Source organism: Ancylobacter polymorphus, assembly GCF_022836935.1.
Classification (GTDB): Bacteria; Pseudomonadota; Alphaproteobacteria; order Rhizobiales; family Xanthobacteraceae; genus Ancylobacter; species Ancylobacter polymorphus_A.
Map to the genome: position 1 here is coordinate 162,802 of NZ_CP083241.1, position 21,722 is coordinate 184,523.

Annotated in this window: 22 protein-coding genes; 12 read left to right on the forward strand and 10 right to left on the reverse strand. The window is 65.2% G+C overall.

Annotation, left to right across the window (positions count from 1 at the left end; translation table 11 throughout):
- The first annotated feature begins 59 nt into the window (after positions 1-59).
- The 6 genes from K9D25_RS23110 (at position 60) to K9D25_RS23130 (ending at position 5,887) form a co-directional block, all read left to right on the forward strand.
- Complete coding sequence (locus tag K9D25_RS23110; protein ID WP_244451165.1) at positions 60-995, forward strand: patatin-like phospholipase family protein; 936 nt, start codon at positions 60-62, stop codon at positions 993-995.
- A gap of 160 nt (positions 996-1,155) precedes the next feature.
- Positions 1,156-2,208, forward strand: a complete 1,053-nt coding sequence (locus K9D25_RS23115) for a cyclic GMP-AMP synthase DncV-like nucleotidyltransferase (RefSeq protein ID WP_244451166.1) — start codon at positions 1,156-1,158, stop codon at positions 2,206-2,208.
- A 20-nt stretch (positions 2,209-2,228) separates the two neighbouring features.
- On the forward strand, positions 2,229-4,022 hold the full coding sequence (locus tag K9D25_RS23120) for a ThiF family adenylyltransferase (protein ID WP_244451167.1): 1,794 nt from the start codon (positions 2,229-2,231) through the stop codon (positions 4,020-4,022).
- Positions 3,962-4,471: a Mov34/MPN/PAD-1 family protein gene (locus tag K9D25_RS25125; RefSeq protein WP_432207977.1), complete on the forward strand. Its 510-nt coding sequence runs from the start codon at positions 3,962-3,964 to the stop codon at positions 4,469-4,471. The genes K9D25_RS23120 and K9D25_RS25125 overlap by 61 nt, the downstream gene beginning before the upstream one ends.
- A 508-nt stretch (positions 4,472-4,979) precedes the next feature.
- Positions 4,980-5,366: an MbcA/ParS/Xre antitoxin family protein gene (locus tag K9D25_RS23125; protein ID WP_244451168.1), complete on the forward strand. Its 387-nt coding sequence runs from the start codon at positions 4,980-4,982 to the stop codon at positions 5,364-5,366.
- Positions 5,363-5,887, forward strand: coding sequence for an RES family NAD+ phosphorylase (locus K9D25_RS23130; RefSeq protein ID WP_244451169.1), 525 nt, complete (start codon positions 5,363-5,365; stop codon positions 5,885-5,887). The genes K9D25_RS23125 and K9D25_RS23130 overlap by 4 nt, the downstream gene beginning before the upstream one ends.
- A 27-nt stretch (positions 5,888-5,914) precedes the next feature.
- On the opposite strand, the gene scpB is transcribed toward K9D25_RS23130, so the two are convergent.
- Together scpB and K9D25_RS23140 are read right to left on the reverse strand one after the other, a co-directional pair.
- Positions 5,915-6,604 carry an SMC-Scp complex subunit ScpB gene (gene scpB / locus K9D25_RS23135; protein WP_244451170.1) on the reverse strand — a complete coding sequence of 230 codons (690 nt, stop codon included), beginning with the start codon at positions 6,602-6,604 and terminating at the stop codon, positions 5,915-5,917.
- Between the two features lies 1 nt (position 6,605).
- On the reverse strand, positions 6,606-7,562 hold the full coding sequence (locus K9D25_RS23140) for a DUF1403 family protein (protein WP_244451171.1): 957 nt from the start codon (positions 7,560-7,562) through the stop codon (positions 6,606-6,608).
- Positions 7,563-8,096: 534 nt separating this feature from the next.
- Here K9D25_RS23140 and K9D25_RS23145 point away from each other — a divergent pair.
- A complete protein-coding gene (locus K9D25_RS23145) occupies positions 8,097-9,029 on the forward strand; it encodes a recombinase family protein (RefSeq protein WP_244451102.1) in 933 nt (310 codons plus the stop codon).
- A gap of 59 nt (positions 9,030-9,088) precedes the next feature.
- Here the strand turns inward: K9D25_RS23145 and K9D25_RS23150 are convergent, their stop codons facing one another.
- The 3 genes from K9D25_RS23150 to K9D25_RS23160 are packed head-to-tail and all read right to left on the reverse strand — an operon-like array spanning position 9,089 to position 12,839.
- Complete coding sequence (locus K9D25_RS23150; protein WP_347881482.1) at positions 9,089-10,384, reverse strand: TniQ family protein; 1,296 nt, start codon at positions 10,382-10,384, stop codon at positions 9,089-9,091.
- Positions 10,282-11,199: a TniB family NTP-binding protein gene (locus K9D25_RS23155; RefSeq protein WP_432207966.1), complete on the reverse strand. Its 918-nt coding sequence runs from the start codon at positions 11,197-11,199 to the stop codon at positions 10,282-10,284. The genes K9D25_RS23150 and K9D25_RS23155 overlap by 103 nt, the downstream gene beginning before the upstream one ends.
- Positions 11,196-12,839, reverse strand: a complete 1,644-nt coding sequence (locus K9D25_RS23160) for a Mu transposase C-terminal domain-containing protein (protein ID WP_244451105.1) — start codon at positions 12,837-12,839, stop codon at positions 11,196-11,198. The genes K9D25_RS23155 and K9D25_RS23160 overlap by 4 nt, the downstream gene beginning before the upstream one ends.
- A 281-nt stretch (positions 12,840-13,120) precedes the next feature.
- On the opposite strand from K9D25_RS23160, the gene K9D25_RS23165 reads away from it, so the two are divergent.
- From K9D25_RS23165 to K9D25_RS23175, 3 genes are read left to right on the forward strand one after another with little or no spacing between them, the layout of a single operon-like run.
- Positions 13,121-13,375, forward strand: coding sequence for a type II toxin-antitoxin system VapB family antitoxin (locus K9D25_RS23165; protein ID WP_244451172.1), 255 nt, complete (start codon positions 13,121-13,123; stop codon positions 13,373-13,375).
- Positions 13,375-13,764 carry a type II toxin-antitoxin system VapC family toxin gene (locus tag K9D25_RS23170; RefSeq protein WP_244451173.1) on the forward strand — a complete coding sequence of 130 codons (390 nt, stop codon included), beginning with the start codon at positions 13,375-13,377 and terminating at the stop codon, positions 13,762-13,764. The genes K9D25_RS23165 and K9D25_RS23170 overlap by 1 nt, the downstream gene beginning before the upstream one ends.
- An 11-nt stretch (positions 13,765-13,775) precedes the next feature.
- Complete coding sequence (locus K9D25_RS23175) at positions 13,776-14,846, forward strand: site-specific integrase (RefSeq protein ID WP_244451174.1); 1,071 nt, start codon at positions 13,776-13,778, stop codon at positions 14,844-14,846.
- Between the two features lie 22 nt (positions 14,847-14,868).
- Here K9D25_RS23175 and K9D25_RS23180 read toward each other — a convergent pair whose 3' ends face one another.
- The 5 genes from K9D25_RS23180 to repA all read right to left on the reverse strand — a co-directional run bounded on the left by K9D25_RS23180 (position 14,869) and on the right by repA (position 19,451).
- Positions 14,869-15,279 (reverse strand): type II toxin-antitoxin system VapC family toxin, encoded by a 411-nt coding sequence (locus K9D25_RS23180; RefSeq protein WP_347881485.1) that lies wholly within the window; start codon positions 15,277-15,279, stop codon positions 14,869-14,871.
- Positions 15,276-15,509, reverse strand: a complete 234-nt coding sequence (locus K9D25_RS23185) for an AbrB/MazE/SpoVT family DNA-binding domain-containing protein (protein WP_244451175.1) — start codon at positions 15,507-15,509, stop codon at positions 15,276-15,278. Before K9D25_RS23185 ends, K9D25_RS23180 begins: the two co-directional genes overlap by 4 nt.
- A gap of 75 nt (positions 15,510-15,584) precedes the next feature.
- Positions 15,585-16,814 carry a plasmid replication protein RepC gene (gene repC, locus K9D25_RS23190; protein WP_244451176.1) on the reverse strand — a complete coding sequence of 410 codons (1,230 nt, stop codon included), beginning with the start codon at positions 16,812-16,814 and terminating at the stop codon, positions 15,585-15,587.
- A gap of 197 nt (positions 16,815-17,011) precedes the next feature.
- A complete protein-coding gene (gene repB / locus K9D25_RS23195; RefSeq protein ID WP_244451177.1) occupies positions 17,012-18,016 on the reverse strand; it encodes a plasmid partitioning protein RepB in 1,005 nt (334 codons plus the stop codon).
- A 202-nt stretch (positions 18,017-18,218) separates the two neighbouring features.
- Positions 18,219-19,451 (reverse strand): plasmid partitioning protein RepA, encoded by a 1,233-nt coding sequence (repA, locus tag K9D25_RS23200; protein WP_244451178.1) that lies wholly within the window; start codon positions 19,449-19,451, stop codon positions 18,219-18,221.
- Between the two features lie 568 nt (positions 19,452-20,019).
- Between repA and K9D25_RS23205 the strand changes: the two genes are divergently transcribed.
- A complete protein-coding gene (locus tag K9D25_RS23205) occupies positions 20,020-20,532 on the forward strand; it encodes a sigma-70 family RNA polymerase sigma factor (protein WP_244451179.1) in 513 nt (170 codons plus the stop codon).
- An 84-nt stretch (positions 20,533-20,616) separates the two neighbouring features.
- Positions 20,617-21,591 carry a FecR family protein gene (locus tag K9D25_RS23210; protein WP_244451180.1) on the forward strand — a complete coding sequence of 325 codons (975 nt, stop codon included), beginning with the start codon at positions 20,617-20,619 and terminating at the stop codon, positions 21,589-21,591.
- Positions 21,592-21,722 lie beyond the last annotated feature (131 nt).

Below are 21,722 nucleotides of genomic sequence, written 5' to 3' on the forward strand. Positions count from 1 at the left end.
AAACCGACGACGCATGACCCAGTCAGGGGCAACTCAGAGCAAATGACAAGGAAGATTTTGTGTCGAATGTTCATCCGGCGCCATTTCGAATTCTGAGCCTCGACGGTGGCGGCGCCAAGGGATTTTACTCGCTCGGTGTCCTGCGAGAAATCGAGGGCCTTGCCGGCAAGCGCCTGTGCGAAGTCTTCGACCTGATCTTCGGGACAAGTACGGGGGCAATCATCGCGTCGTTGCTTGCCCTCGGGCACTCAGTCGACGAGATTCACGCGTTGTACGCAGAGCACGTCGTGCGGGTCATGAAGCGCAAGTCATCGCCCGAGAAGACCGCTGCGCTCTCGGACCTTGCTCGCGAGGTCTACCGCGACACCCAGTTCGATGCTGTGAAAACGGGCATCGGCATCGTCGCCACGAAGTGGGAGATAGAGCGCCCCATGATCTTCAAGGCGAGCGTTGCCCAAGCACATGGTCGCAAGGGCACGTTTGTTCCCGGCTTCGGCGTGCCGGTGGGCGACGCGGTTGTCGCCTCATGCTCGGCCTACCCCTTCTTCGAACGAAAGTTGGTGACCACCGCCCAGGGCGACCGCGTGGAGCTGGTCGACGGGGGCTATTGCGCCAACAATCCCACGCTCTACGCGATCGCAGACGCCTTGAGCGCGATGGAGCAGCCCGCCGCCGCGCTACGCGTTGTCAGCGTCGGAGTTGGTGTCTACCCGCAACCCAAGCCAACCTTATTTAGTACAATGTGGTTCGCGCGATATCTGAAAAGTGTACAGCTCCTCCAAAAGACACTTGAAATAAATACCCAGTCGATGGATCAGCTTCGGCACATTCTATACAAGCACGTTCCAACCGTCCGCATCAGCGACACTTTCGAGCGGCCGGAGATGGCTACCGATTTGTTCGAGCACGATCTCGACAAACTTAATCTATTGCGTCAACGCGGGGTAGAGTCATTCGCTAAACGGGAACTGGAGCTTGCGGCGTTGCTGGCGTAGACGGGCTGAGCCCTTGCTGGCCAAGCTGCTTTGTAAGGGCTCGTCACGCCTCCTGTTCATGGTTTGTGCTTGAGCCCGGCACGCTACGTCGGTAGGCTAAAGGATACAACAAGCTGCGGATGGGGTCCGTCCAACGGCTTCGATTCGCCAGAGGAAGACTATGTACGACGCGTCTGCTGAACTGCTGGGCTACCACGATGCCGAGGTGAACCTACCCAGCACCGAGCGCACCAACATGCGCAAGCGGCGGGACGCCAATCGCGCCCGCTTGAAGAAGGGCCTTGCCGATGCCGGCAAACCCGCACCGATTGGGCAGCGCACGCAAGGCTCCTACGCCATGCACACGATGGTGCAGGACGAGAACACCGATTATGACATCGACGACGGCGTCTACTTCCGTAAGGATAAACTCGTCGGCCCGAACGGTGGAGAGTTGTCGGCCCTGAGCGTGCGCCAGATGGTTTGCGACGCGCTCCAAGACGACCGCTTCAACACGCCTCCTAAGGTGCTCAAGAACTGCGTGCGGGTCTACTACAACGAGGGCTTTCACGTCGACGTGCCCTCCTATCGTCGGATCGAATCCACCGATCCTTGGACCGGAAAGGTGGTCTACTCCTACGATCTGGCGAGCTCCGACTGGAAGGCCTCAGACGCACTTGCGGTTACTCGCTGGTTCAAGCAGCGCAATGAGCATCATAGCCACGATTTTGACGACACCGATGGGCAGTTCTGCAGAGTAGTGCGACTGCTCAAGGCCTTCGCGCGGAGTCGGTCATCGTGGAAGTCTCTGACTGCGACCGGCTTTATGATCACCAAACTCGCCGACGACTCATTTTCGGCGTCCGCTGGCCGCGACGACATTGCGCTCCGGGAGACCATGAAGGCGATCCGTTGGCGTCTGGAGTGGAACACGACCATCGCCCACCCCACCATCAACGGTGAAACGATCGGGCACGACAACGATGCCCGACCGGGTCACTTCAAGGATCGGCTGATGGAGAACCTGAAGCACCTGGAAGTGCTCGACATCGCCGACTGCACGCATGAGGCCGCTATGGCCGCGTGGGACAAGGTGTTCTGTACGGATTGGTTTTCGCAACAGCCGCCACCAGAGGAAGGGAGTGACGGCTCAGGGAGCAAGAGCGCCCGCTCGCCGACTCGGCCTGTCGAGAAACGCGAGGGTGGTCGCTACGCCGGGTCGGCGTTGCCTTGAGTTTTCTCGCAACGAGGCGCTTGGCGGCGATCGAGCAAGTCAGGGCGTGGGTCGAGACTGAAATTCCCGACGCTCAGCGTCTTTCCGGCGCACAGCTCCTTGCGCTCGGGCGCGACGAAAGCTGGGACGGATGGAGGTTGCCGCTTCCCGGCAGCGAAGCAGGATCGTTGAACCTGCTCCTCGATGCCGAGTTCCCCTATTCACTGCCGCGCTTCTCGCTGGATGGCCGCAGCGATCTGCTGCGTGCCCCGCACATCGAAGCAGGCGGGCGGCTCTGTCTCGCTGGTGACAGTGGCCGAGCAGACACGCTCGATCCCGTGGCCGTGGTCGAATATTCCCACCGCGAAGCGCTTGCGCTCATCGCCGAGGACGAAGCCGGGGGCAACCGAGACGATTATCTGCTCGACTTCGATGCTTATTGGCGGCGCGATGTCACCCGCGACTTCCCAATCCGCACGTGGCTGCGCCCCGAGGCACGCAGCCGAGCCTTAGCGGCGTGGCACGGTCAGAAATTCTACCTCGTCGCCGAGAACACCGACGACTGCCGCACTTGGTTGAACAACCGCTACGGAGTGGACGACACTCGAGCGTTCAAGGACGCCGCCGTCATTTGGCTTGATCGCCTGCCCGAGCCGGACAACTATCCCAACGACGCAGGTTCGTTACGACGTTTGGTCGCCGAGCGCTCGCCGGATGGTCTCAGGGTATTCGACCGCCTCATGACCACCATGGTCGAGCGGGCGACCGTGGTGCTAACCGGAGCCACGTCGGCAGGCGAGATAGCCCAAGCACCGGCTGTGATCGAAGATCCCAACGTGGCAAAAGCCAGCGGGAAGGCTCCGAAGCCGAGCGTGTCGAAAGGGTTCCGACCAGGGCACGTTCCGCCCAACATTTTGGCTATCCGACGATCGGCCCGCCGGGCAACCGTGGAGCGGGTCGACGCCTGGCTAGGACGGATGCGCGCCGGCGAAGGTGCACAGCTCGCGGAGAAGCGTGTTGCCGTGCTCGGATGCGGCTCAGTGGGCGCCGGTGTCGCGAAGCTGCTGCTTCAATCCGGCCTGGGTCACGCCGTGTTGGTCGATCCCGACACCTTCGCTTGGGCCAATGTCGGCCGCCATGAGCTCGGCGCAAACAGTGTCGGGAAGAACAAGGCCGCGGCACTCGCGGACCAGTTCAGGCCGATGTACCCGCACGCACGCGAAGTCCGGGCGGAACCGCTCAGCTGGCAATCGCTCTTGAGGCGAGAGCCCGACGCGCTGCGCGGTTGTGATCTCGTGCTTTCGTTGATCGGCGACTGGAATGCGGAGAGTGCGCTGAACGACCTACAGAGGTCCGGCACGGGAGAACTCAGTTCACCGGTACTTTACGGATGGCTAGAAGACCAGGCCGGCGCGGCGCACGCCCTTGCGATCGGATGCAACGGAGCCTGTCTTCGCTGCGGCTTCGGCGCGACCGGGACAATACGGATTCCCGCGACCGCTTGGCGCCGCAAAGGTCCGGTCGCGTGCGGTGGCCCGACGAGCATCTACGGCGCGATCGAACTCGCACCCGCACAGGCCGCCGTCGCTTCCCTCGCCGTGGATCTCCTCCTCGGCCGCTGTGCAACGCCGGTCAGGCGCGCTTGGCTGGCCCCTAAGCCGGTGCTGGAGCATGGCGGGGGTTCTTGGCATCCATCCTGGGTCGATCGCTTCGGAGACCCTGGTCGCGGGGGCGTTCTGACCGCAACTCCTTGGCCGGAAAATCCTGAGTGTCCATGCCCTCATCACCCAGCGACCTCACCTTCACCGACCCGACCGGGAGTCCTCGCGTCTTAGTTCGTGGAGCCGTGCTTCTGCACGTCTCACACCATCGCCAGACCTCGTACTGGAGACGAGAGGCTGGTGGACAGCTGTTCGCGCGAATTCATGGGGACGAATGGTCAGTCGAGCAGGCTACCGGACCCCGGCAGGGCGACCTTCGTAGCCGTTTCGGCTTCCGTCCCAATCGGAAAGCCGAGCAGCAAGAAATAGGAGAACGCTTCACTGCGGGATTACACTATGTTGGGGACTGGCACACCCACCCTGAGAGCAGTCCGAAGCCGTCTTCGACCGACATTTCCAGCATGAAGGACATGGTGAGCGCCTCGCGTCATGAACTGCCAGGGTTCCTTATGATGATCGTCGGCACACTGCCTAGCCCTTCCGGTATTTGGCTTTCCATTCATCGCGCGAATGGTGAGTGGAGCCGCTTTGATCAGTTGCAGCCAACAAAGGACGAGACTTGATTTTCCCCTGCTGCTTCGTTGGTGCCAATATCCGGGTCTACCGGTGCGTCGTCACTTGAACCCGTAGTTTCGCGGGCCGCTTCGATGGCGGCTCCATCTACTCAGCGACGCATGGCTCCTCCAGTGTCCCCTTCGAACCTGCATTTTATCCAGGATTCAGTATGCAAGTTCAACACCCTCGGCGGTCGAAGCGGCATCGCCGCTTTCCAAGAAAGTTGAGGATCCGTCGCATGGTGGGCGGGTTTGACGCACTTAGCTGCCATCCTAGATCATCCGAACGAACGGCAGCTTTCGGGGGGCAGTGCGGGCCTGACGAATGGCCAGAATGGGGGCGCAAAGCGGCCGTTCGCCAAGGGTGCCTGGAAGGCCGCTTTCGGTCAGCTTCGGCTGTCGGCGAGACGCGGGACCAGGAGAATGGACGGCTTAAGATCGCCATGTGGCAGACGGCGCTGCGCTTGATGTGCTTCGGGATGTGCATATATTGTGCGTAACATCATAGAGGTGCCTCATGACCCAGGCTCAGATTGCCCACACCGCCATGGTTTCCGGCTTCGTCGACAGCCTGCAGGAGCCGCGCACGCCCTATATCTCGCCAAAGCGCCTGTCCAAGGCTCTTGGGGTCAATGTCGCCAATCTGGCTCAGCTCACCGGCGTTCATCGCAACACCTTGCGCAACCCCTCTTCCGAGCGGCTGCAGGGACGGATGCGGGAGATGGTGAAGGTAATCTCGGCGGCCACTGAGCTCACCGGAGATATCGAGAAGGCCATCTATTGGTACCGCAACGAGCCGATCGCCGATTATGGGCACCGCACGGCGGCTGAGCTCGTCGCCGATAGCCAGGTAGAGGCGGTGCTGGCCTTCATCCGCGATCTCGAGAACGGAGCGCGCGGGTGAGGATTGCCCGCCTCGGTCCGGACGAGATATTCCATCGCTATCTGACACCTAAATGGGCGTTCCTGCCGACCAGCGGCGCGGGTGCCGCAATAGATGGTGGCCGGTTCAACCGGCCCGGCATCGAGGCGCTTTATCTCTCCCGCGCGCCGCAGACGGCGCTTGAAGAATACCGGCAAGGCGCCAGCATCACACCGCCGGCAACCCTTGCCGCCTACACGGTAACGCTCGGCGAGGTCGCGGATCTCTCGCAGGGCTACGATCCGGGCGTCTGGGATGAGACCTGGAAGGACTGGGATTGTGCGTGGCGCCGCATTGCCCGCATCGACGGAAAAGTCTCGCCATCCTGGAAGCTCGCCGATCGCGTGATCACCGCCGGGCTTCGCGGCATTCTGTTTCCCTCACTTCGCCATGCCGGCGGCACCAATCTGGTGATCTTTCCGGCCAATCTGCTCGCTGACGACACGGTCACGGTCCACGATCCCGATCATCGGCTGCCGAAAGACCAATCTTCGTGGTCGTAGGCTTCTTCGGGGAAATAGCAGGAGCTCTCAGCTCTCCTCGTCAGCCTCAACTTCCTCTCCAAGCTCCTCCCCATCGCCTTCCATCATCGCCAACGGAAACTCCCCGGCGAGCAGCCTGTCCTTGCTGAGCAGGCCGGCGTCCTCCAGCGCCTCCATGTCGGGAAGGTCGCGCAAGGTATCAAAGCCGAAATGAGCGAGGAATTCTCGTGTGGTCACATAGGTATAGGGCGCGCCGGGCTGGGGGCTGCGCGGCCCGGCGGCGATGAAGCCGAGGCGGCGCAGATGGCCGATTGTGTCGCGGCTGACCTCCTTGCCAAAGAACCGGCTGAGCTCGCCCCGGGTGATCGGCTGGAAATAGCCGATGCACAGCAGCACCAGCGCCTCGGATTGGGAGAGCGGCTTGGCCTCCGTCGTGCCGAGCCCGGTCGCCACCCCGATCGCCTCCGCATAGTGCCGGCGGGTGCGGTGCTGCCAGCCGCCAGCGACCGAAACCAACTCATAAGGGCGCCCGGCGAGTTCGGCGCGGATGTCGGCGATGATGAGATCGAGATTGCAGTCGCGGCCGACCACCTTGGCCAGCGCCTCGCGCCCGACCGGCTCAGGCGAAGCAAAGATCACCGCCTCGACCCGGCCCATCCATTCGCGCCAGCGCAGCTCGGGCGGAAGATGGGTGAGTTCGGCATCGAAGCTTACCGGGGTTTTCGCGCGCCGGCCCATCTCAGAGCCCATAGAGCTTGAAGCTGGAACGGCCGGTCAGCTCGCGCACCGCACCAAACGCTTCCAGCCGCTCGAACAGCCGCCGCGCGGCCCAGCGCGAGAGTTTCGGCGTCGTCAGCGTCCCGGGCACCGCGTCCTCGTCGAGCAGAAGGGCGATCGCCTCCCCCGCCCCCTTGGCGCGCAGTTTTGGTGCGACCGCCTGGAGCCGGGCGGCGCGGGGGGCAATCTCGGCGGCGCCGCGCAGGGCCCGCGTCGCCGCCTGCGCCACGGCGAGACAGATCGCGGTGTCGAAGCCCTCGTGCCCGGGACGCGACCGCCCTCCTCCCCGGCCCGGACGGCGAAACGCGGCACCCGGCGCTTCCGCCATCAACAGCGGCACGGGCAGCGGCCAGCGCAGGCGCAGCGCCAGGACCTGGTCGGCCAGCCACCAGCCGAGCAGCTCGGCGTCGGGCCGCAGAGCGCGAACCTCCGCGGCAATCGCGGCCGCCGCGAAGGGCGCGGGCGTCGCCGCGCGGGCCAGCCCCTCGATCCGGTCCGGCAACATCGCCAGTTCGTCGCTCCAGCGAATCCCGAGTTGCTCCGTGACCGAGCGCAGGGCTTCCACATCGACACCGGGCGAGCGGCCGGCGAGGCGGCGCCAGGCGGCGAGAATGGTGCCGGCAGGCCCCGGATCGTCGCCGGGCTGGCGCAGGTGCCACGCATCGCGCAGCACGGCCTCAGTCTCGGCCCGGCCGACGACGGACATGGCGGCGGCAGCGCAATTCAAGGCGAGACGCTGGCGCCAGGCGCCGGCCCAGGGCGGAGCCGCTCGCACGAGATTATCGAGCGAATTCAGCGCCGCTCCGGCGAAAAAGGCGGCTTCGGCGGGGTCCGTCACCGGGCCAAGCGGCAGGGCCCAGCCGGGGACCGTGGGCACAGCGAAAGAGACCGGGAGGAACGGATTCGGCGCGGCGTCCATGGCGGAACCCTATCGGGCTCGTGCGCTTTCGTCTATCAGATTGGCAATTAACCGCACGCACTGTCAAACGATAATAGCATCCGATAATCTTGCATTATCGGATGTCATGATCCTTTATATAAGAGAGGGCGTGTCGCTCGGCCGAGATGGCTGGAATCGGCTGGAAAGCCGTCGTTTTTCGCCTCCCCTCTTCCCGGATGGGTGGATTCCTCGCCCTAATTGAGCGGACCGCCCGACCTGGATCGGTGGATTTCCCACGCCGCTGGAGCCGCGAGGGCACCCCTCGGGCGGAAAATCAGCCTCTTCGGGCCCGATGGGCACGGCGCCAGCGTCCAAAACCCCTGAAATCGCCTGTTTTCCGCACAGAGCCCCACAGGCGGCCGTTTTGGCCTCTTCTGGCACTTGGACCCATCTGCGGTGCCCGATCGACCTCCACGGGCCTCTGGCAAGGTCGATAAAACACGTCTGCAAAGGTTCGTTTGCTCAAATCTGTATTGATTGTACAAAGGGCCGGAAATCGCCCCCGGAGACGCCATGGCCCGCCCCGCCTTCTCCCCTCCCCGGCCGGCTCGCCGCCTGATCGGCTATGCCCGGGTTTCGACCGACGAGCAGGCGACCGATGCCCAGGTCGACGAGTTGCGCGCGGCCGGCTGCCAGATCATCCACCAGGAGCATGGCTCCGGGGCTTCGCGGGCCCGGCCGGTGCTGGCCAGGCTGATGCGCGAAATCGGGCCCAGTGACGTCCTGGTCGTCGTGCGGCTCGATCGCCTCGCCCGCTCGGTCAGCCACCTGCTCGCGGTAATCGAGGACCTGGAAGGACGTCAGGCCCATTTCCGCTCGTTGCGCGACCCGATCGACACCTCGACGCCGCAGGGCATGTTCTCGCTGCAGGTGCTCGGCGCTGTCGCCCAGCTTGAGCGTGCCCTTATCGCCGAGCGCACCAGGGCCGGGATGAAGGCGGCCAAGGCGCGCGGCAAGCTCCCCGGCAACCCCGGCCTGCGCGAGCGTCGGCCGGAGGCCATCCGTGCCGCCTCGGCGGCACGCCAGAAGGTCTATGTCGGTGACCTGATCGCCTCGGCCTCGGCCTGGCTGCCGATCGTGCGGCGCATGCGGCCGCAGCACAGCTGGGACGACGTGGTGCGGGTGCTGAACCATCGCGGCCAGAGCTGGACCATCGAGAAGCTGCGGCGCGCCGTGCATCGGCTGGTGCAGGAGCGGATGGCGGAGGCGGAGCTGCTTCGGCGCTCACCGCGGCGTCCGCCCGAGGACCGGCTGATGACGCTCGTCGCCGGCATCGCCATCGCCGACCCGGATCTCAGCTTGCGCGACATCGCCGCCCAGCTTGAGCGGATGCGCGAGCGCACACCGCGTGGCGGGCGGCAATGGGCCGCCTCTTCGGTCAAGTCCCTGTTGGACCAAGCGCGCCGGCTGGGGCTCGTGGTGCCGCAGCCGCGGGACGATACCTGAGATCGCAACGTGGCCCGCTCCGATCGCGCCGCGCTGCGCCGACGACAAGCGCGCCGAACCTATGCTGCCCTGGTGTCGCTGTGCGCCGGTCCTTGGGCGGCGCCACGCTTTGCTGCCAACCGCACTGCCGACGGAGCCGGGGCATCGGCCTCAGGCCGCCGGGCCAGAGCCTTGTTGGACAGGGTGTTGAGAATTCGCCGCTGCGTGCGCGGATCCTGTCCCTGAACAGCACGCCATTCCTCACTGGCCAGGATGGACCGGGCGAGCGCCAGATAGTCCGCATCCGATCGGCCTGGGGTTTTCGCGCACGAGGAAGCCATCGGCACGGGTCGCTCCTTGGGCCGCGGGCGCGGCTCCTCGGTCCAGGCCACCAACTGGTCCAGTGTGAGGGCCAGGCGCCCCCTCATCGAGGAGTTGCCGAGGTCCAGCAGCGCCGCGACGCCCAGCAGCGTCACCATGCGCCAGCCGATCGGCGCCGTTGCCAGCGGCTCGCCGGGATCGACCCCTGCCTGTGCCGTCGGAGTCAGACGAAGATCCGGCACGACATCTGCCACGAACGGTGTGCGACGCCCGGTGCGGGGGCGCGGCGGCTTCCACAGTAACCGGGCGACATGGAGCATCCGATCCCGAACCGCAGACTGATCTTCGATCCCTGCCGCCACCAGCGTCGATACGGCGGCAAAGAGGTCCGCGGAACCGCCGCGCCGCTCCTGGGGCATCGTTCGGGCGATCCTGCCGCATCGGATACAGGCGAGCCGGGCCGCCGCCTCATGAACAACGAACCGAAAACCGGAGCTGTCGAGACAGTGAGGACACGCTTCGTCGAGAACGCGATGATGGCGGCTGCAGACCACGGTCTCGACCAAGGCCCACGTCCGGCGGATATGATGGTCACGGCCGGCGGCGGCATCGTCATCAAGACAGGCCAAACAGACCGGCCGCCGGAAAGCGCCGGCCACTCTCCCCTCCCCCCAGACATACCAGCTGCGCGACCGTGACCGCGAGGAGAGCGCGAGGGCCCGCATGCGCTTTTCCGAAAGCCGGCACGCCGCCGCCCAAGCCTGCACCATCTCGGCCGAGGGCGCGAAGTCCCGCTCGGTGAACCTGACACAGCGGTCGTCCCGGAGGACGCCAAGCCACCTCGAAAGGTCGTCGTGGATGAGGTCATAGCGGCACGCGACGCGACCTTGCCAGGATGATAGCAGCTCATCGTCTTCCGGCCTCGGCGCGAGGGGGAGCTCGCGCCGCACTGTCATCGGCCGGCCCGCGGCTGAAGGCGCGCCTCGACCTTGCGCGTCATCGTGACGAGCGGCAGCACCAGTTCCTCGGTCTGGAAACTGTCCATGGTGATACATTCGGCGCCGGAGCGGATCGCCTCGACCGCAACCGTCTCGATCAGGCGGAAGATCCGCACCGTGACGCCATCGGTGAGGTCGAGCACGCGGGTACGGATCGCCGGCGCCGCCAGGTTCGAGGGCCGGCGCAGCGGCAGGATCGTCGCCAGGCTCGCCAGCAACTGCGCGAGGCGGGCGTTATTCTTCCAGTGCCGCAGGTGGAGGGCTTCGAACCGCTCTGCCAGCTGCGGATCGGTCAACAGCGCCTGGCGCGCGAGGTCCGTCCCCGCGCAAACCAGAGGAATCCTGAGATCGTTGGCCAGAAACCGGATGGCGTTCAGAAAGACCCGCTGTTGCCGGAAGCTGCCGGCGAGCATGGCGTGGATCTCATCGATGATCAGCATGCGGGCGCCCATGCTGCGCAGCAGCCGGCGGCAGACTTCCTTCTGCCGGTGGGTCGCCCCGTCCGCAGGCCCGGGCGCCCCGAGCGCCGTGAGCAGCTCACTGTAGATGTCCCGTTCGATCGGCTCGGCCGGCATCTGCATGGCGACGACCGGCATGGTGGTCACGCCCGTGCCCTGGTCGAAACAGGCGGGATGGTCGCGCAGGAACTTGCGGATGATCTTGGTCTTGCCCATGCCGGTGTCGCCATAGAGCAGCAGGCACGGCATGCGATCGCGGGGCGGATAGACTAAAAGGTCCTCGAGGCGGCTGAGCGCGGCCCGTGCCTGATCGAGGTCAAGCCACCGATCCGCTCGGATCCAGGCGATCCGCTCCGCATCCGCCAGAGCGGCCTGGTGGCGATAGGCCGGCAGGAGGTGGGCGTAGTCGGTCATGACCATTCCTCGACCGCCAGAACGGGCAAAGTCTCCGGTTCGTCCTTGGTGCCGGGCGCGACGACCTCCGCCGCGGCGCCCTGATCTGCGGCGTTGAGCGATCTCGCCCGCCGCGCGACCTGACGACGTGCGGATTTCGTGATCGATGCCGAGGTCTCCAGCAGCTCGCGCTGGGCCTCGACCGTGTCGAAGATGAGTTGCTCGTCGGTGAGCCGCACACCGCGCTGCCGCAAGGCCGCCTGGGCCAGCCGGTGCTCGCCGAGCGTGATACGCGGCCGGCGCAGGTCCGCATACCGGATCGGCCAATGGGCGCCGTCGGGACCCTCGACGAACACGCAGGACAGGTCACGGGGATCATACTTGACCCGCAGCTGTCGATCGAGCCGACCTGCCCAAGGGCTCAGAACGTCATCCCAGTAGCGCAGGCCGAAGATGTGCACGCCATCCCGACGGATGCTGCGCTCCTCGAACGGCAGGAAGTCGTAGAAGAACTGTTGATCATCATGCGGGTGCCGGAACGGCGCGCGGCGACGATCGAGAGCCTCCCGCCAGGCGGCATTCGGAGGCATCTGCAGGCTGCTGTGGACCTCGTTGTGGTAGCGGCCGACGATTTCGAGCGTCAGCCAGCGCTCGAGCTCCTCGATCGTCATGACCGCGTGACGCTCGGGATCGTAGTCGCCGCGCTCTGAAATGGAGCTGAACGTAGTACCGGGGAGCATATGGACCGCTCCCATCATGGTGCCGATCAGCCGCTCGATGTGGCCGCCATAGTGCGGGGTCGCCACAGGCCGGTGGAGCAGCGAGATGCCGTACTCGGCAGCTCCACGGGCCAGCGCCCGGGCGCGGAATTCGCGCGCATTGTCGACGTGGATGATGTCCGGCAGGCCCGACACAGGCCAATCGAGCTCGATGCCGCGCGCCAGGAGCCACTCCGCCTTTGGCATCACCGCATGATGTATGGCCAGGGCGACCGATGCCGACGACGGCGCCTCGAGGCTCAGATAAAAGCCCACCACGATGCGGCTTGCTACGTCGATCGCGAGCGTCAGCCATGGCCGCTGGATCGGCAGGCGGTAGATCGTGTCCACCACGAAGAGATCGACGCGCGTGTGATCGATCTGGACGATCTGGAGTGCGTGATCGGCACGGTATTCCTCCGGAACCGGTCTGAGCCGATCTCTGGCGGCCTTGTTGCCTTCACGCTGGCGGACAAGCTTGAAGCGGTCGATCTGCTCGACACGGGCTCGAACGGCTTTCCAGGACGGAATGTCCAGCCCGCGTTCACGACAAAGATGCCGGATGTGGTCATGAAGCGTGCTGACGGACGCTTTTTGCCGGGTGAGATACTTGTCGCGGATCGCCTCCTCGATGGCCGCCTCGACCTCGACGGCGAGGCGCCGGGCTCCTTTCTTTGGACCAGGTCGCGCCGCGGCCAGCGAACTCGTCACCGGCGCGCTGCGGTACTGCTCGATCAGCGCGTACAGCCGGCTTCGGCGTAATCCGAGGATACGGCACGCCGTCGCGACATCGATCGGCGACAATTGCCCGGCGTTGATCAGTGGCCGGATGACCGCCTCTCGGGCGACCGCGACCTGCCACCGGCTATCATCGATCGCGAGCTTGTCCTGGTCGCACGGCACGTGTCGACCTCCGCACTCGCCTTGATCCAGCGATCAAGGCTAAGATTCCAACGAACAAGGCTGAATCCACCGAATTAGGGTGAGCCGAACATGTTAAAAATCAATCAAATGGAATCCGGGGAAAAGAGCAGTGCGACAGGGCGGTTTTGACCCTTTTGGGCCGGCCGGCGGCCATCGGCCGGGCCCGAAGCCATGAAAATCGCGTTCTGCGGGCATCGACAGGTTGCCCCAAATCGACGCTCAGGTAGAATATTGACAAAATAGAACCTGGAACCATAAAAATGGCGCTGAGCATAAAGGACCCTGAAACCGAGAGACTGGCCCGCGCCTTGGCCGCACGCACTGGCGAGAGCCTTACCGTGGCGACACGCCGCGCGATTGAGGAACGTCTCAAGCGAACCGGAACGGGCGCGCGCAGGGCCGCTCTCCTCGAGGACATGGAAGCAATGCAGCGGCGCTTGAGTGCGCTTCCCGTTCTCGACGATCGCAGTCCGGAGGAGATGATTGGCTACGACGAGAACGGCGTGCCCAACTGATGGTGATCGACACCTCCGCCATCATCGCGATTTTTTTCAACGAGCCGGATGCCGCCCTTTATCGCGAGCGGATCGCCGAGGATTCGGTGCGGCTGATGTCGGCCGCAACCCTTGTCGAGGCCGCAATGGTCATTGAGGCCCGCTATGGCGATACCGGCGGCGCCGAGCTCGATTTATGGCTGCACAAGGCCGAGGTCGAGATCGTGTCGGTGACGGACGATCATGCCGACCAGGCGCGCCGCGCCTGGCGACGCTACGGTAAGGGCCGGCATCCGGCCGGCCTGAACTATGGCGACTGCTTTTCATACGCCCTGGCCGTGCTCTCCGGCGAACCGCTGCTGTTCAAGGGTGCCGACTTCGCCCAAACCGACATCGAGGCGGTGCGATAAGCGAGGAAACGATGCCCGAGCCTCCCCGCAGCGAGGATCTGCACGCCGGACCGGACTCGGCACGAGCAATTGCCGAAGCCCTCTCCGCTGCCCTGCCCGCTCATCTCGAACGTCTCACGGACCGCGCGCGCGGCTATGTCGAGGCGGCGAGTTCGGCGAATACGCGCCGTGCCTATGCCAGCGACTGGGTGCATTTTTGCTCCTGGTGCCGGCGGCAGGGACTCGAACCGCTGCCCCCCTCCCCTCAACTGGTCGGGCTTTACATCACCGCCTGCGCCTCCGGTGCGGCCATCCCCGGCGGCAAGGCGAATTCCGTCGCCACCATCGAGCGGCGGCTGTCCGCCCTCGGCTGGAACTACGCCCAGCGCGGCACGCCGCTGGATCGCAAGGACCGGCACATCGCTACCGTGCTCGCCGGCATTCGCAACACCCATGCTGCCCCGCCCCGGCAGAAGGAAGCCGTGCTGCCGGAAGACTTGCGCGCCATGCTGGAGACGCTGGAGCGCGGATCGCTGCGCGGCCTGCGCGACCGGGCCATGCTGCTGATCGGTTTCGCCGGCGGCCTGCGCCGCTCAGAAATTGTCGGGCTGGACTGCGGGCGCGAACAGACGGCGGACGGGCGCGGCTGGATCGAGATCCTCGACAAGGGGATGGTGGTCACGCTGCGCGGCAAGACCGGCTGGCGCGAAGTGGAGATCGGCCGCGGCTCATCGGACGCCACCTGCCCAGTCAGCGCGCTGCAGACCTGGCTGAAACTGGCGCGGATCGGCCATGGTCCGCTGTTCCGGCGCGTGACCGGTCGCGGCACGGATGTCGGCACTGAGAGGCTCAACGACCGCGAGGTCGCCCGGCTGGTCAAGCGCGCCGCGCTCGCCGCCGGTGTGCGCGGCGACCTTTCCGAGGGCGAGCGGGAGATCAAATTCTCCGGTCATTCGCTGCGCGCCGGCCTTGCCTCCTCGGCCGAAGTCGACGAGCGCTATGTGCAACGCCAACTCGGCCACGCCTCCGCCGAAATGACCCGCCGCTATCAGCGCCGGCGCGACCGGTTCCGGGTGAATCTCACAAAGGCGGCGGGGCTATAGCGGAAGAGCACCCTCCCCCAATCTAATCCTCCGCTTCCGGGGAGATCAGCGACAGCGAGGGAAAATAGCGCGCATAGCGGCCACGGTCCCGCGTGAGCAAAGGCAGTTCGTTCACCGCCGCATGAGCGCCGATGAAGAAATCCGGCAGCACGCCTGTGCGCGTCCCCCCGCCTTGCGGTAAGAGGCAAAGACCTTGCCGGCCAGAAACAGCGCCGCGCGCGGCATAGGCGCAACGGCTATCCCCGCTTCGCTCAAAAACCGCCTCGATATCCTCGATCCGCTCATAGCGGACCGAAAGCTCGGCATAGACGACATCGTTGACGAGCAACGGACCACGCAGGGACGCCGCCTCCAACTGGTCGATCGACCATTGCGCCCAAACCGGGTCGTCGGTGACCAGATCGAGCAGGACATTGGTGTCGATCAGCGTCACGTGTCACCGCGCGTCAGCGCCATGATCGCATCCGTCGTCAGCCCTGCGCCGGCATGCCCGCGCAGCTTGGCAAACCGACTGGGCGCGCGCTTTTCATCCGCCCGAGTCAACACCACAGTGCCATCTGGTGCGCGCCGAAAATCCACCCGGCTCCCCGCCACAATGCCGAGCAGGTCGCGCACGGGCTTCGGGATCGTCACCTGGCCCTTGGACGTCACAGTCGTGCTCATCGCCCCTCTCCTGGTAAGGACACTTACGAGATAAGTATTACACGCCCTGGGTTCTTCAAGCCACGCCTCTCGCCCTCATGCCCGTTTCTTCTCCCCTTTCCGTTTGCCGATCAGCGCCATGAGCATCGGCCCGATGGAGAAGGTGCCGGCTTGCGCCTTTCGCGTCAGGTCGCGGATATAGCCGCCGGCACTGTTGATCGCCGTGCCGCGCTGAAGAATGGCGGCGACGACCACGGCGGCCTGCACCTCGCCCATGGCGGATTGCGCCTCCTCCCAGGCGCTGGGGCTGATCCCGAGCATCGGCCGGACCACGGCGACGGTCGCCATGAAGTCCCGCCAGTTGGAAATGCCGCCCCGGGCATAGTCGATGATATCGGGGCAGGCATCGAGGATCATGCCAAGAGGATAGGCCCCCTCTGGCGGACGCGGCGGTTCCGTCTTCAGTTCGGTCCCCGCCCCCCTGCTTTCTCGAAAGCGAGGTTCAAGATCAATAGGAGACTTTGGATTTGAATTCTGTTTGTGGCGCTCAGTTTGAGACTCATTGGCGCTTGAAAATGAGGTTTTTGCCTGCGCTTCCAGCAAGATGAGGATCTCGTCGGCCAGAATCGCGAGGTCTTCCGCAACACGCTCCAGCGTCGGGCGGTCAGCATTGCGCGGAATCCGCTCGACAATGGCCCGGTAGAGCCCATGGATCTCCATCCAGTCGGCGGGGCCCTGCCCGCACAGCTGCGTGGGAACGCCTTCCTCAAGGCCGGTGGCGATCATCTTGGCGATGTCCCGCCGGCACAGGGTGATGCGCTCGCGCACCAGCTTGAGCGCTCGCTCTTCCGCCTTCACTTCCTCGGCCCAGGCTTCGAACTCCTCGGCCCGCGCCACCAGCGGCGACAGGTCGAAGCCGAAGGCCCGCTCGATTTCGCCGGCGCGGTCCTTGCGGGCGTAGCGTTTGCCGTTGGGGCTGTCGCGCCGGACGATCAGCCCCGCATCCACCAGCACCGCGAGATGCCGGCGCAGCGTCGCCGGCGCCATGCCATGCGCCCGCAGCGACAATTGCTGGTTGGACGGGAAGACGATGAGGTCCTCGCCGGTCAGCGCGGTCTCCGGGTGAAACGACAGCAGCGCGTCAAGCACCGCCAGCGCCCGCTCGGACACACCGATGCGCGCCTTCGCGGTGCAGATCGCCCGGAACACGTTCCATTTATGCACCGCCTTGTCCAAGGGGCGGGCCTTCGCCACGGCCTGGCTCGCCACATGGGCAAGCGACAGCGACCGCCGCCCGAAGGGGGTCGTCGTGATATGCGTCTGCATTTTCCTTCACCTTGATCTGGGCAAAAGAAAAACGCTCGCCGAAACGGCGCTGAGGCCTCGCATGAGGCTTGACGGTGATTCCAGGAAGTGCGATTCTCAGGCTGTCACACGTTGAGAAGGGCTTCCGGAACTCTGTTTCGGGGGCCTTTTTCTTTTTGCCGGGTGTAGCATTGGGGCATGGGCCCCGGCTCAGCCGGTCAATTCGTCATCTCATCTCCCTTGTTCGCGTCCGAGAATTCCTCAAACAGCCTGTCGAGCTGGGAGGCAACGAAGTCGGCGAAATCCGGCACGGCCTTCTCGTTGAAGACCAGCGCCGTGCGCCCGCCTCCACGCTCGACATACCCTGCCCGGCGGCCCTGCGGCGTCGTCCAGACATCGCTCCGCGCAGGCAGCCGGGGCTTGTCGGCCAGCCTCTGCCAGAGCGCCTGAAAGCGCCGGTCGCTGTCCATGGCCCGCAGGGCCGGGTCGTCCAGCATCGCTTCCACGCTCTGGAGAAGTTTCGGGTTGTCCAGCTTCTCGGCGAGGCCGAGCCATCGTGCTCGTCCCGATTTGGGGGCCGGGCCGATACGCCGGACAAGCGCTTCCGGAATACGGCGCGCAACGGCGATGTAACGGCTAAGATCGGCCTTGTCGGTGGAAAGGGCGGCGATGATGGTCTGCCGGTCATGGCCGGCATCCTCCAGCCGCTTGGCGAACAGCGCTTTCTCGATAAACGACAGGTCTTGTCGGTCGAGATTCTCGCGCCCTTGCGCCACCACCAGCTCGGCGTCGCTCAGCGACTTGATGATCGCCTTCACCGAACGGCCGAGCCGCTCGGCGGCTCGCAGCCGGCGTCGGCCATAGGCGATCTGAAAGCGCCCGGCCGCATCAGGGTGCGGCCGCACGAGAATGGGCACCTGCTGTCCGTTCGCCTCGATGCTCGCGACCAGTTGCTCGAAGCCGGGATCGATCTCGATCGAAATCCGGTCGGCGATTGTCGAGCCGTCGATCTGGCTCGGCTCAAGCGATACCACGACATCGCTTGTGGCCAACTGCTGCTTCAGCCGTTCGCTGGCTCTCGCGGTTTCGGACAGCTCCTGGAGCGATGCGCCCATTGCCGCGACGGCGCCGGTGCGAACGCGCTCCGGTGCCCGCGCAGGGGAGGGGGCGGCAGCGTCCGGCTTCTTCAGGAACAGCGAATTGATCGCGTCCTTCCGACTCATCGCCATCCCTCCTGAATGAGGCGCCGCACGACAGGGTCGAGCCTCGGCGTGCTGTTGGGAGCTCCCAACGCGGCCGCGATGTCACCGCGGATCGCGCGCCCATGTGAGAGGGTCGCGTAGGCTTGCCTCGCCGTGTTGGGAGCTCCCAACACGGTCGGCCGGGGAGGGGAGGAGCAGGGCGCCATACCGCGATCCCTGTTCATCACGCCCGCCCCCACGCGGCCTTGATCAGCCCTTCGATCTCGGCGTTCACAGCGTCCAGGGCTTCCATCGCTCGGTCATAGGTCGACCGCGTGAGATTCTCCCGCCCGATCTCATAGAGCGTCTGCTTGGTCAGGCCGGCATCGGAGATGGCAGCGGACTTCACCATCGGGTTGGTCAGGACATAATCGTCGAACAGGTTGCGCAGCAGGGCTGCCACCTTGGTCTGCGGGGCGTCCTGCGGCTCGAAGCGCGTGAACAGGTAGCGGAGGAAATCATATTTCAACTCTCCGCCCGCCTCGCGAACCACGCCGAGCAAGTCCCGCGTCATGAGCAGAAACTGGCTCATCGAGGCAATGTCCAGCATTTGCGGATGCACGGTAACGATCATCGCGGTCGCCGCGCACAGGCCGCTCAGGGTGAGGAATCCCAACTGAGGTGGGCAGTCGATGACAATAACGTCGTAGCGATCCGCCACCTCGTCAAAGGCCGCAGCCACGCGGGTAAAGAAGAGATCCCCTCGCGACCTGTCCGTGGCGGCCAGCGCCTTCGGCGTCGTGTGCTCGAACTCCATCAGTTCGAGATTGCCGGGGATGAGATCGAGGCCGTCAAAATAGGTGGGCCGGATCACCTCGGCCAGCGGCCGACGGGCACCGTCATACCGAATGGCGGCGTAGAGCGTTTCGTTCGCAAGGACGTCGGTTTCCGGCATCACGCCAAGCAGGGCGGAGAGGCTAGCTTGCGGGTCGAGATCGACCGCGAGCACGCGGTATCCCTGCAGTGCGAGGTACTGCGCCAGGTGAGCGGAAGTCGTGGTCTTGCCCGATCCGCCCTTGAAATTGGTGACCGCCAGAACCTGAAGATGTTCGCCCGCGCGACGATGCGGCACGAACTCGACGCTTTCCCTGCCGCGAGCCGACCCTGCCAGAAGACGTCGGATCTCATTGAGCTGTCCCAGCGTATACAGACGCCGGCCATTGGCGGCCGTCTCCGGCAGGGGGCCTTCTCCCGCAAGCGTCATTTTCCGCAAGGTCGAATCCGAAATGCCGATCAACCGCGCCGCTTCGCCGGACGTGAAGCGGCGGAGAACCTTCTTCGACGAGGGCGGGAACAAGGCCTCGCTCATCGCCTGCAGCTGCGAACTCAACAATTCGGCCTGTGAGCCGATCGTCTCGTCCACACCAGCTATAATTTTTCGCGCGGGATCAGCGGCGTTCACGTCGAAAACTTTCATCACGGATAAACTGCCAATACGGCATGTTTTCCGTGACGATAAGCATGAACCGATTCGACGCAAGCGTTTAGTGGTTAACGAGACCTTACCAGCACGAAAGCGCCAGTGGCACCGGCCTGCTGACATTGAAGAACTTGGCGTGTTGTCAATACCTTGACCAAGATGCATTCCGCGACAGGACGCTTTCGGCCGGCTAGGGCGGGCCAAAATTGTCAGTCACGCCCGCTCGCTTTGTCACCCCCAATTGCCTTCCGGTAGAGCATTCACCGGCCTCAACGCGCCGTCCGACCGGTCACGCCCGATTCCCTCCGCGAACGCGAATGAACCCCAGCCTTCAACCGCGCCAACTCGTGGCCGAAACGCAGCAGATTTTATCTGTAATCGTTAGAAATCATTGATCTTGCATCACAATTCGGTTGAGCTAAGGCTAGCACTGCTTTTCCTTTACAACGCGGCGCGCAGCCCATCAGCGGCGTTCGCCTTCCACCGGTAACCGCCTTGGCTCCTTGCGTGATCAACCATCGGCTCTGGACGGCATGCGCCCACGCCCGCGCCGGAGGAGGGGACCATGCCTAGGGCGCTCAACCATTGGCTCGGAGAGCTTTACCGGCGCCATCACCGCGACCTCGTGCGGTTCGCCGCCCGGCTGGTGGGGGATCGCGACGGCGGCGAGGAAGTGGTGCAGAATGCCTATCTGCGGCTCGCCGGCCGCTCCGCGCAGGCGGTGGCGATCGAGCATCCCAAGACCTATGCGTTTGCCGCGACCCGCACCGCCGCCATCGACTTCACTGCCCGGCGCCACGCCGAATGGCTTCACCGGGTCGACATTGAGGAAATCGACGCGCTGGCCGCCCGCGGCGATTGCGAGGGCGACCTGCACCACCGGCGCCGCATCGTCCGGCTCGCTGTGCTGCTGAACGAACTGCCGCCGGCCTGCCAGAGGGCTTTCGTGATGAACAAGCTGGAAGGCCGTGGCCATCGCGAGATCGCCGCGCATCTCGGCGTCTCCGTCAGCATGGTGGAGAAGCACATCCTGCGTGCGCTCATCCATTGCCGGGACCTCATGCGCGACGAGGAGTGAGGAAAGGCCATTGAGGATTTCGCGCGTGACAGGCGTCTATAGGGGTGTGCCTTTGTCCCATTCTGTTGCGAGACGCCCTTGGTAATGTCGCCGCCCCATCGCCCGTCCTACCCGCCCCGTGCCCTGTCGGACGAGGCGCTGGCTTTCATCGTGCGCCTGCATTCCGGCGAGACGCAGCCGGCGGTTCTTGCCGCCTTCACGGCGTGGCGGCAACTGAGCCCCGACCACGAGGCGGCGGCACGGGAGGCGGAGCAGCTCTGGGGCGATGCGTCGCTTCTGCACCAGGATGCCCGCAGCGGCCTCATCCGCCCGGGCCCGGGCCGGCGCGCCGGCGACGGCCTGTCGCGACGCGACCTGCTGGCGGGAGCCGCCGGGCTCGGCCTCGCCGGCGCCGGCGGGGCGTGGCTCGCGGGACGGCTGGGGCCGCGTGCCGACATCGCCACCGGAACCGGTGACGTGCGGACGGTCACACTGGCCGACCGCTCTCAAGTCACGTTGAACGCCCGCACGGCGCTCGCGCTCGATTTCACCGCCGAACGGCGCGAGGTGCGGCTGCTCGAAGGGCAGGCGTTTTTCGACGTGGCGGCCGATTCCTCGCGGCCGTTCGAGGTGGTGGCGGGGGAGAGCCGGCTGCAGGCGCTAGGCACCGCCTTCGATGTCGACGCCAATCGCGGCGACGGCTCGGTGGCGGTGAGTGTCGTCGAACATGCGGTGCGCGTGACAGGAGCGGACGAACGCACGCTGAAGGCGGGCGAGCGCCTGCGCGTCGGTGCGGATGGGCGCCTCGGGCCGGTCACGTTGCAGCCGGCCGATATCACTCTCGCCTGGCGCTCGGGTTTTTACATCGCGCAGGACCGTTCGCTCTCGGACATCATCGCGGCGCTGCGTCCCTACCATTCCGGCTGGATCATTGCCCGCGGCGCCGGCCTCGACACGCTGCGCGTCAATGCCGTGCTCGACCTGCGCACCCCCGAGGCGTCGCTTGCCGCTCTGGCGCAGGGGCTCCCGGTCCGGGTGATCCCGCTTTCGGCGTTCCTCACCATCGTCTCGGCGGCGTGAGCGCGATTTTTCTTCTGAGAGCGCTGAGGATTTCCCCGCCGCCTCCCGTCTTAGCCAGCGAGGAACCGGAAGACCCGGCAGGGCAGGGGCCTCGTCACGCGAGCGGAGACAGGACGAATGGCGGGCTTCAG

Bases quoted from the DNA above. Each gene is read 5' to 3' on its own strand.
- K9D25_RS23205 (WP_244451179.1), top strand. From the start codon at position 20,020: ATGCCTAGGGCGCTCAACCATTGGCTCGGAGAGCTTTACCGGCGCCAT.
- K9D25_RS23155 (WP_432207966.1), bottom strand. From the start codon at position 11,199: ATGACCGACTACGCCCACCTCCTGCCGGCCTATCGCCACCAGGCCGCT.
- K9D25_RS23170 (WP_244451173.1), top strand. From the start codon at position 13,375: ATGGTGATCGACACCTCCGCCATCATCGCGATTTTTTTCAACGAGCCG.
- K9D25_RS23145 (WP_244451102.1), top strand. From the start codon at position 8,097: ATGGCCCGCCCCGCCTTCTCCCCTCCCCGGCCGGCTCGCCGCCTGATC.
- K9D25_RS23115 (WP_244451166.1), top strand. From the start codon at position 1,156: ATGTACGACGCGTCTGCTGAACTGCTGGGCTACCACGATGCCGAGGTG.
- repB (WP_244451177.1), bottom strand. From the start codon at position 18,016: ATGAGTCGGAAGGACGCGATCAATTCGCTGTTCCTGAAGAAGCCGGAC.
- K9D25_RS23210 (WP_244451180.1), top strand. From the start codon at position 20,617: ATGTCGCCGCCCCATCGCCCGTCCTACCCGCCCCGTGCCCTGTCGGAC.
- repC (WP_244451176.1), bottom strand. From the start codon at position 16,814: ATGCAGACGCATATCACGACGACCCCCTTCGGGCGGCGGTCGCTGTCG.
- K9D25_RS23185 (WP_244451175.1), bottom strand. From the start codon at position 15,509: ATGAGCACGACTGTGACGTCCAAGGGCCAGGTGACGATCCCGAAGCCC.
- K9D25_RS23165 (WP_244451172.1), top strand. From the start codon at position 13,121: ATGGCGCTGAGCATAAAGGACCCTGAAACCGAGAGACTGGCCCGCGCC.
- K9D25_RS23140 (WP_244451171.1), bottom strand. From the start codon at position 7,562: ATGGACGCCGCGCCGAATCCGTTCCTCCCGGTCTCTTTCGCTGTGCCC.
- K9D25_RS23125 (WP_244451168.1), top strand. From the start codon at position 4,980: ATGACCCAGGCTCAGATTGCCCACACCGCCATGGTTTCCGGCTTCGTC.
- K9D25_RS25125 (WP_432207977.1), top strand. From the start codon at position 3,962: ATGCCCTCATCACCCAGCGACCTCACCTTCACCGACCCGACCGGGAGT.
- K9D25_RS23175 (WP_244451174.1), top strand. From the start codon at position 13,776: ATGCCCGAGCCTCCCCGCAGCGAGGATCTGCACGCCGGACCGGACTCG.
- K9D25_RS23150 (WP_347881482.1), bottom strand. From the start codon at position 10,384: ATGTATCACCATGGACAGTTTCCAGACCGAGGAACTGGTGCTGCCGCT.
- scpB (WP_244451170.1), bottom strand. From the start codon at position 6,604: ATGGGCCGGCGCGCGAAAACCCCGGTAAGCTTCGATGCCGAACTCACC.
- repA (WP_244451178.1), bottom strand. From the start codon at position 19,451: ATGAAAGTTTTCGACGTGAACGCCGCTGATCCCGCGCGAAAAATTATA.